The organism is uncultured Paracoccus sp. (assembly GCF_945915435.1).
In the GTDB taxonomy this organism is placed as follows: domain Bacteria; phylum Pseudomonadota; class Alphaproteobacteria; order Rhodobacterales; family Rhodobacteraceae; genus Paracoccus.
Window position 1 is genome coordinate 1 of record NZ_CAMEFG010000075.1, and the last position, 8,676, is coordinate 8,676.

An 8,676-nucleotide genomic window follows, 5' to 3' on the forward strand; every position below is an offset into this window, starting at 1 on the left:
CTGCGCCAGTTCATCGCCCTGTCACCTGTCGCCCAGCTTCGGGCGATGGAACAGGAATGGGGCGAAAGCGCCAAGAGCCGCCAAGCCCGGCAGGTCGCGGCGCGAGCTGCAAGCCCCGGCACCTGATCACGCTTAGCTGTCCTGAACGGCGGCAACGGCCCTCACCATGTCGTCGGGCGCATAGCCCAGCACCTCCGACAGGCGAATCAGTTCCACAACGTCAACGCGGGGCTGGCCGCTTGCGAGGGGTGACCAGACTTTGCTCCTTTTTTCTCTTTACCGGCTTGCAGGAATTTATGCGATCCATCCTGAAAGTTCGCCCTTCATTGCGCAAGTGGCAGTAAGCTTCAAGCCACTTCCGGCTTCCTGGCGGGCTTTCATTATAACGCCGCAAAGGTGTTACATACCGTTCTGTTATGTTTCGCGCTTCGTCCGTGTAGCTGAGGATCAAATCCTTATCTGCCGAAATTGCATAATCAATATTCTGAATGGGGGCCTTGAGCGCCTTCTTGCGCGCAGAAATGATGGTGCCGTTATTGTATTCCTGCCTGCCTCCGCACAGGGTGTGGTTGTGCCGCTTTTGGTGGCATCCGCAACAAAGCCATGACAGGTTTTTGAGTGAATTGGTTCCCCCCATGCTAAGTGGTTTCTTGTGATGCGCGTGCCCCTGACTCTAAGCGCAACACCATCTGACATCCCTGACATTTTCCGCGTGCTCTGCTGTGGGCACCTGCACGCAAACGGCTCCAATACGGTTCTGGGGGGTAGCCGGGCCAGAACTCTATTATCTCCGGCAAAAACTTTTGCAATCGGTCGTAAGTTTCTTTTTTGTATATATATTCTTCGTTTTTTGTTGTGAATTCATAATTCAATTTTTTTACTTGGGGCTTCTTGGCTGTCTGCCGGACCTCTGTTGTATAACAGGCCCCGCCGGGGTGCCCCCCTTGGTCCATCACCCCCCTTTCCTTCCTTCCCCCTCAAAAAGCAGGGGCGGGGGTGCTCCGAACGAAAGAAAAAGGTGAACGGGCGGGCGTCATTCCAGCGAACCGGCGCATTGTTTTGTCGCGCAGCCCAGCCACTTCCCACCCCCTCTTGCGAAGAAAGCAGGCGACCGGCAGCGGACAGCGCCCAGTGAAGGCCGCTGCGATTGTGGGGCTAGCTGTGGGGCTGACCCCACCGCAGGGGGTATTTTCCTAATGAAATCAATATGAAATGGCGGAGAGGGTGGGATTCGAACCCACGGAACCCGTGAAGGCTCAACGGTTTTCGAGACCGCCCCGTTCGACCACTCCGGCACCTCTCCGCGCTTGGGGTGGTAAGCGGGGGATTTACTTGCGCGGGGCTTGAAGCGCAAGAGGGTTCGCGAGAAAAACTTCTCGGCTCGTTGGTTCATGAGGAACGGATATGTTCAGACCCTTGTTCTTGACCGCCCTGTCGGTGCTGTCGCTTGCCCTGGGTGCGGCGGCGTCGCCATCCGACACCCAGGCCGGCCGGATCGGCGAGGTGCTGCGCCTGCCCGAACTGTTGCAGGTGATGGCCGAGGAGGCGGTGGCCGACGCCGTGCCGCCGGGCGGGGGCGATCCCGCCGATGGCCGGCAAGGCGCCTGGCTGGACAGCATCGCCCGGATCTACGCCCCCGATCGCCTGATGGGGATGGTCGAGGCCGAACTGGCCCGCGCATTGGCCCGGCGCGATCCGCAACTGATCGAATCCGCGCTGCCCTTTTACGAATCCCCCGCGGGCAGGCGCCTGATCGCGCTGGAACTGTCGGCGCGGCGCGCGTTGCTGGACGCCGACCTAGCGCGGGCGGCGGATGATGCGCTGCACCGGGCCGAGGTGCAGCGCCTTCCCCGGCTGGACCGGATCGACCACCTGATGGAGGTGACCGATATCGTCGAGATGAACGTGGTCGGCGGGCTGAACGGCTACCTCGAAGCCTCGCGCGGGTTTGCGGCGGCGACCGGGCGGGCGGACATGCTGCCCGGACTGACGGACGAGGCATGGCGGCAAGAGGAAACCATGCGCCTCGATACCTGCCACTGGATGCGGGGCATGTTGCTGCTGGCCTATGCGCCGCTGGACGACGATGACCTTGAAGAGCTGATCGCATTCGCGCAGACACCGGGGGCAATGGCGCTTTCGGCCAGCCTCCACGACGCTTTCCAGGTGGTCTTTCAGCGCGTCGCGTTTGAAACGGGCATGGTCAGCGGCGCGCGATTCGCAGGAGAGAGATTGTGATCACGATTTGCGGCACTCTGGCCGACCCGGCGATGATCCGGGTGCTTGGGCTGTCGGGCAGCCCCGCGACACTGTCGGGGCGGCTGTCAGGGGGTGGGCGGGCGGGCCTTGGGCGCGACGGCTGGCCGATGCTGGTGCCGGGACGGGGGGCGGTGCCGGCGCTGGCCTGCGAATGGACGCCCGCGCTGGCACGCTATACCCAGGTTTTCGGGCTGACCCCGCAACCTACGCCGCAGGGCGAGGTGTTGGGGATCGCCGGGCTGGCGGGCAACGATGCGCCGCCCGCCGGGCAACCGCAGCCCGTGCTGGCGGCGGCGATCGCGGATCATGTCATCCGGGACCTGGCTGCCACGCCTGCTGACCGGGTCGCCGCCCGGCTGCCCCAGCTTGCGCTATGGGTGGCCTCAAGGCTGCGCGCGGCGGGCGAAAGCCATCCGCCGCTTGGCCCGCATGGCAGCGAATGGGAACTGCTGGCGTGGAACCAGCCCTATGCGGATTATTTCTCGGTCGAGGAACTGCGCCTGCGCCATCGCCTGAACGCGGGCGGCTGGTCCGAGCGGATCGGGCGGGCGGTCTTCGTGTCGGGCGATGCGACGGTGCTGCTGCCCTGGGACCCGCTGCGCGACCGCGTCCTGCTGGTCGACCAGTTCCGCGCCGCCCCCGCCGCGCGCGGCGACCGCGAGCCGTGGCTATGCGAAACCGTCGCCGGGCGCATCGACGCGGGCGAGACGCCCGAACAGGCCGCGCGGCGCGAGGCATGGGAGGAGGCCCGCATCCGGCTGGGCCGCGTCTTCGAGGGGCCGCATCACTATCCCAGCCCCGGCGCGGTGGCCGAGATGCTGTATCTTTTCATAGGTATCGCCGATCTGCCCGACGGGGTGGCCGGGGTCTCGGGGCTGGAGGCCGAGCATGAGGATATCCGCTCGCATGTCGTGGACCGGACCGGGCTGATGGCGATGATCGACCGGGGCGAGGTCCGCAACGGTCCGCTGCTGATGCTGGCGCTGTGGCTGGACCGCCATGCCGGGCGCCTGCGCGCGGCCATGCAGGGGGGATAGCGGCGCCCTTGCGCCCTTGTAGCCGCGCCAGTCGGGCCTATAACTGTAGCAAAAGCCATATTGGAAAGGCCGCGACATGCGTATCTGCCCCGATCTTGCCTCTGCCATCGGACATACACCGCTGATCAAGCTGCAACGGGCCTCCGAGGTGACGGGCTGCACGATCCTTGGCAAGGCCGAGTTCATGAACCCCGGCCAGTCGGTCAAGGACCGCGCGGCGCTGTATATCATCCGGGACGCCGTGCGCCGGGGTGCCTTGCGGCCGGGCGGCACCATCGTCGAGGGGACGGCGGGCAACACCGGTATCGGGATCGCGCTGGTCGGGGCCTCGATGGGCTTTCGCTCGGTGATCGTCATTCCCGAAACGCAAAGCCAGGAAAAGAAGGACATGCTGCGGCTGGCCGGTGCCGAACTGGTCGAGGTGCCCGCCGTTCCCTACAAGAACCCCAACAATTACGTCCGCTATTCCGGCCGTCTGGCCGCCCGGCTGGCGCAAACCGAACCCAATGGCGCCATCTGGGCCGACCAGTTCGACAATGTGGCCAACCGCCAGGCCCATGTCGAAACCACCGGCCCCGAGATATGGGAGCAGACCGGCGGCAAGGTGGACGGCTTCACCTGCGCGGTCGGCTCGGGCGGGACGCTGGCGGGCGTGGCGGATACGTTGCAACCCAAGGGCGTGAAGGTCGCGCTGGCCGATCCCGAGGGCGCGGCGCTGCACAGCTTCTACACGACGGGCGAGTTCGACAGCCCCGGCAGTTCGATCACCGAGGGGATCGGGCAGGGACGCATCACGCGCAACCTTGAAGGTTTCACCCCCGATCTCAGCTATCGCATCCCCGATGCCGAGGCCCTGCCCATCGTCTTCGACCTGCTGGAACATGAGGGGCTGTGCCTTGGCGGCTCGTCCGGGATCAACGTCGCGGGCGCGATCCGCATGGCGCGCGACATGGGGCCGGGACATACCATCGTCACGATGCTGTGCGATTCGGGAACCCGTTACCAGAGCAAGCTGTTCAACCCCGAATTCCTGCGGGCCAGGAACCTGCCGGTGCCCGAGTGGCTTGCCCGCAAGCCCGCAGACCTGCCCACGGTATTCGAGGACTGATGACCTTTCTGCGCTCGCTTCTGATCCTGGTCCTTGCGGCCTGGATCTCGTTTTCATCCGCCGTGCAGGCGCAAGAGGCCGGGCAGCCGAACTATGCCGCCTGGGAACGGCTTGCGGCGCAGGCTGAACAGATCCTGCAATCGGGGCAGGCCAACGAGGCCCGGCTGGACGATATCCGGGCCGAGCTGGTGCGCTGGCGCGAATCCTTTGCGCAGGCGCAGGGCACGAACGCGACCCGCATCGCGACGATGCGCGACCAGATCGCGGCGCTTGGCCCGGCCCCCGCCGAGGGCGAAACCGAATCCGAGGATCTGGCCGCCCGCCGCGCCGACCTGAACCGGCAGCTTTCCGAATTGCAGGCGCCGGGGCTGAACGCGGTCGAGGCTTTCGGGCGTGCCGACAGCATCATCCAGCAGATCGACCGCACGCAGCGCGAACGCCAGACCAATGCGCTGCTGCGCCCGGCACCCACGCCGCTGAACCCGGCCAACTGGGCCGTGGCCTTTCAGGACGGCTTTGCGCTGGCGGGCGATCTGCGCGGCGAACTCGGGCAGCGGTGGCAGGCCCAAGGCGGCTGGAGCGGGGCAAGGGACTGGGGATATACCGTCACCGGGCTGGCGCTTGTCGCGCTGTTCCTGCTGACGGTCGGGCGGCGGTGGATCGATTCGGTGCCTTCGCGCCTGTCGGCCCGCACCGGGGAAAGGGTGCGGGCGGTCGTGGTCTTTGCCGTGTCGCTTGGCCAGATCGCGGTGCCCTTGCTTGGCGTCCTGCTGGCCGTGGGCGCGGTGCTGACCACGGGGCTTGCCGGGGAATGGGGCAGGCCGATCCTGCTGGCGCTGCCGGGGGCGGCGCTGATATTCTACGGCGGGCTTTGGCTGGCCAACCGCCTTTTCCCGCAGGCCGACGACGAGGGCGTGATGCCCCTGCCCATGCCGCCCCACAAGTTCCGCAAGGCGCGGCTTGCGCTGAGCGGGCTGGCCGCGGTCACGGCCCTTCACCATGTGCTGGCGCAGGCGATCCTGCCGCTGTCGGGTTTCGGCGCCCCGCCTGCCGACGACCTGCGGGTGCCGATGAACATCTCGGACGGATCGGCAGCCGTCTGGCACCTGCCGCTGATCGCGCTGGCGGCGCTGCTGCTTTACCGGCTGGGCCATATCCTGCGCAAGCTGCCCGAATACGACAATTCGGAAAATACGCCCTATCGGCTGCGCCTTGCGGCGGGGCTTGGGATGTTTTCGCGGCTGGTCGCGGTGGCCGCGCTGGTGCTGGCGGTGCTGGGCTATACGGCGCTGGTCAATGCGCTGATCTGGCCCTGGATCCTGACGCTGGCGCTGATCGGGCTGCTGGCGCTGTTGCAGGAATTCATCGCCGATCTCTATGCGATGGCCAAGGGCGGCGATGCGGCGGCGCGCGATGCGTTGATGCCCATGCTGATCGGGCTGTTGCTGACGCTGATGTCGCTGCCGCTGTTCCTGCTGATCTGGGGCGCCCGCCCGAACGAGCTTGGCGAATACTGGCTGCAACTGCGCCAGGGCGTCAGCATCGCCGGCATGACCCTGTCGCCCGCCGGCATCCTGGCCTTCGTGGTGGTGTTCTTCATCGGTTATTCGGTGACGCGCTTCGTGCAGGGGGGCTTGCGCAGTTCCATCCTGCCGCGCACGCGCATCGACGCGGGCGGGCAAAAGGCCATCGTCGCGGGCGTGGGCTATATGGGGATCATTCTGGCCGTCCTGCTGGCGGTCACGAATGCCGGGCTGGACCTGTCCTCCTTCGCCTTCATCGCCGGTGCGCTGTCGGTCGGGATCGGTTTCGGACTTCAGAACATCGTCTCGAACTTCGTTTCCGGCATCATCCTGCTGATCGAGCGGCCCATTGCGGAAGGCGACTGGATCGAGGTCGGGGGCCAGCACGGCATCGTCACGCGCATCTCGGTCCGCTCGACCCATGTGCAGACCTTCGACCGGACCGAGCTGGTCGTTCCCAATTCGGACTTCGTCCAGCAGACGGTGACGAACTGGACCCGCCACAACCTGTCCGGACGGATCATCGTGCCGGTCAAGGTGATGCCGGACAGCGACACGCGCCTGGTGTCGCAGATCCTGCTGGAAATCGCCGAGGACCAGCCGACCGTCGTGATCAATCCACCGCCCCAGGCGCCGTTTCGGCGCATCGCGCAGGACGGCTATGAATTCGAGATCCGCGCCATCCTGTCCGACATCAACGGCATGGTCGGCGTCACCTCGGACATCAACCACCAGATCGTGACGCGCTTTGCGCAAGAGGGCATCCGAATCGCCCCCGTCCATAGCGAGATCATCCTGCGCAATTCCGGTGATCCCACGCCGCTGGCCGGGGATGACGAGGCAGCAGGCGATGCGGCGCTGCCGGAGATCGTCAAGGCCGCGCCCGACGAACCCGCGCCGCGCGCCTAGGCGTCGGCTGCGGGGACCGGCTCGCCCAACCCGTCGTCGGCCAGGCCTTCGCGCGACAGGATGATGGCGACGGGTCGCAGCCAGGGGATATGGGTGCAGACGATCATCAGCGCCACCATCATCGGCACCGCCAGGAACATCCCCGGCAGGCCCCAGACCGCGCCCCAGAAGGCCAGCGACAGGATGATGCCGAAGGCCGACATGCGCAGCGTCTGGCCCAGCAGCATCGGGTCCAGGATATTGCCGATCAGGAACTGGATGGCGGTGCAGGCCGCGCCGATGGCGGCCGTTTCGCCCACCGATCCGGTCTGGACCAGCGCCAGCAGGATCGCCAGCATCGTCGCGATGATCGAACCGACATTGGGGATGAAGTTCAGGATGAAGGTCAGCATCGCGATCGCCGCCGCCAGTTCCAGCCCCGCAAGGTGAAAGACCGACCAGATCAGCATGGCCGTCACCCCGCTGACGACGGCCTTGACCACCAGGTAACGGTTCACCCGCCGCATGATCGAGGCGATGATGGCCCGCACCTTGTCGGCCTGTTCGGGGTCCTGCGTCAGCCGCTCGATCTTGAGCGGGAACCAGGCACGTTCGGTGAACATGAAGCCCACGAACAGCAGGATCAGCACGACCGCCGAGAGAAGGTTCGACGCCTGCGCCGCGACCGAGCGGATCCAGCCGGTGATATTGACGTTCTGAAGCGAGGTCTCGACCGCCACCTGCGCATTCGGTCCCAGCCAGTCCAGCAGCAGGGGCAGCAGGTCCTCGACCCGCTCGGCATAGCTGACGGCGGTCGAGACGATCTCGTTCACCTGCGCGACGATGGCCGTCGCGGCCCAGAGCAGCCCGACCGTGATGAAGGCCAGCGCCAGCGTGGTCGCCAGCCAGTTGGGCACCTTCAGCCGCGAAAAGGCATGGATCGCGTCCGAGGTCAGCGAAAAGATGATGATCGCGAAGGCCAGCGAGATCATCAGGAAGCGCGCCTGAACCAGCAGGAACAGCAGCATGGCAAGGGCGATGATGCCCAGGAACCCGGTCTGTAGCCTTTCGCGCAGCACGGATTCGTTCAGTCGCACCATCGCCTCGCTTGTCTTGCCTGTTACAGTTCGCCCTCATCCTCGCCGTTTTCGGCGATGCGGGCAACGGAAACGACTTCCTCGCGCGGGGCGGTGTTCAGGACGCGCACCCCTCCGGCGCTGCGGGAACGGAAGCTGATGCCGTCCACCGGCACCCGGATCGACTGCCCGGTCGAGGTCGCCAGCATGATCTGGTCGTCGCGTTCCACCGGGAAGCTGGCGACCAGCGCGCCGCCGCGCATCGCCCGGTCCATCGCGGTGACGCCCTGGCCGCCGCGCCCGCGCACGGGGTAGTCGTGGCTGGAGCTGATCTTGCCCTGACCACGCGCGGTGATGGTCAGGATGAGGTCCTCGGCCGCCGACATCTCGGCATAGCGTTCCTGCGTGATGCTGCCGGCCTCGACGCCGTCCTCTTCATCCGCTTCGGCGCCGTCGTCCAGCGCGCCCTCGACCGCGCGGCGCATCTTCAGATAGGCGGCGCGCTCGGCAGGGTCGGCCTCGAAATGGCGGATGACGGACATGGACACCACGCGGTCGCCCGGCGCCAGCCGGATGCCGCGCACCCCGGTCGAATCGCGGCCCTTGAAGACGCGCACATCGGTCGTCTGGAAGCGGATGGCGCGGCCCATCGCGGTAACCAGCATCACGTCGTCCTCGGTCGTGGCCATGCGCACGCCGATCAGTTCGACCCCTTCGGGCAGGCGCATGGCGATCTTGCCGTTGCGCATGACATTGGTGAAATCCGACAGCGCATTGCGGCGCAC

General features: G+C 66.1%; 7 protein-coding genes, 1 tRNA gene and 1 pseudogene. 4 read left to right on the forward strand and 5 right to left on the reverse strand.

From position 1 onward, the window contains the following. Positions 1-220: 220 nt before the first annotated feature. The 3 genes and pseudogenes from Q0O97_RS16980 to Q0O97_RS16985 form a co-directional block, all read right to left on the reverse strand. The gene (locus Q0O97_RS16980) at positions 221-562 is read right to left on the reverse strand and encodes a WYL domain-containing protein (RefSeq protein WP_366125268.1); all 342 of its coding nucleotides are present in this window, start codon (positions 560-562) and stop codon (positions 221-223) included. 18 nt (positions 563-580) lie between these two features. Continuing rightward, positions 581-652: pseudogene (locus tag Q0O97_RS17510) on the reverse strand (HNH endonuclease); the annotation flags it as partial. Positions 653-1,213: 561 nt separating this feature from the next. Next, a tRNA-Ser gene (locus tag Q0O97_RS16985) sits at positions 1,214-1,303 on the reverse strand. 101 nt (positions 1,304-1,404) lie between these two features. On the opposite strand from Q0O97_RS16985, the gene Q0O97_RS16990 reads away from it, so the two are divergent. The 4 genes from Q0O97_RS16990 (at position 1,405) to Q0O97_RS17005 (ending at position 6,836) form a co-directional block, all read left to right on the forward strand. After that, complete coding sequence (locus Q0O97_RS16990; RefSeq protein ID WP_294932197.1) at positions 1,405-2,238, forward strand: DUF2059 domain-containing protein; 834 nt, start codon at positions 1,405-1,407, stop codon at positions 2,236-2,238. Further along, entirely contained in the window at positions 2,235-3,296 is a 1,062-nt protein-coding gene (locus Q0O97_RS16995; protein WP_294932200.1) for an NUDIX domain-containing protein, read from the forward strand. Before Q0O97_RS16990 ends, Q0O97_RS16995 begins: the two co-directional genes overlap by 4 nt. A 76-nt stretch (positions 3,297-3,372) precedes the next feature. After that, complete coding sequence (locus Q0O97_RS17000) at positions 3,373-4,404, forward strand: cysteine synthase A (RefSeq protein WP_294932203.1); 1,032 nt, start codon at positions 3,373-3,375, stop codon at positions 4,402-4,404. Further along, positions 4,404-6,836: a DUF3772 domain-containing protein gene (locus tag Q0O97_RS17005; protein WP_294932206.1), complete on the forward strand. Its 2,433-nt coding sequence runs from the start codon at positions 4,404-4,406 to the stop codon at positions 6,834-6,836. Before Q0O97_RS17000 ends, Q0O97_RS17005 begins: the two co-directional genes overlap by 1 nt. Here the strand turns inward: Q0O97_RS17005 and Q0O97_RS17010 are convergent. Together Q0O97_RS17010 and Q0O97_RS17015 are read right to left on the reverse strand one after the other, a co-directional pair. Further along, on the reverse strand, positions 6,833-7,915 hold the full coding sequence (locus Q0O97_RS17010; RefSeq protein WP_294932209.1) for an AI-2E family transporter: 1,083 nt from the start codon (positions 7,913-7,915) through the stop codon (positions 6,833-6,835). The genes Q0O97_RS17005 and Q0O97_RS17010 overlap by 4 nt on opposite strands. A 20-nt stretch (positions 7,916-7,935) precedes the next feature. Further along, positions 7,936-8,676 (reverse strand): DNA gyrase C-terminal beta-propeller domain-containing protein (locus Q0O97_RS17015; RefSeq protein WP_294932214.1); only part of this gene is annotated, 741 nt, incomplete at its 5' end.

Coding starts and splice junctions, on each gene's coding strand:
- Q0O97_RS16990 (WP_294932197.1), top strand. CDS start 1,405: ATGTTCAGACCCTTGTTCTTGACCGCCCTGTCGGTGCTGTCGCTTGCC.
- Q0O97_RS17000 (WP_294932203.1), top strand. CDS start 3,373: ATGCGTATCTGCCCCGATCTTGCCTCTGCCATCGGACATACACCGCTG.
- Q0O97_RS17005 (WP_294932206.1), top strand. CDS start 4,404: ATGACCTTTCTGCGCTCGCTTCTGATCCTGGTCCTTGCGGCCTGGATC.
- Q0O97_RS17010 (WP_294932209.1), bottom strand. CDS start 7,915: ATGGTGCGACTGAACGAATCCGTGCTGCGCGAAAGGCTACAGACCGGG.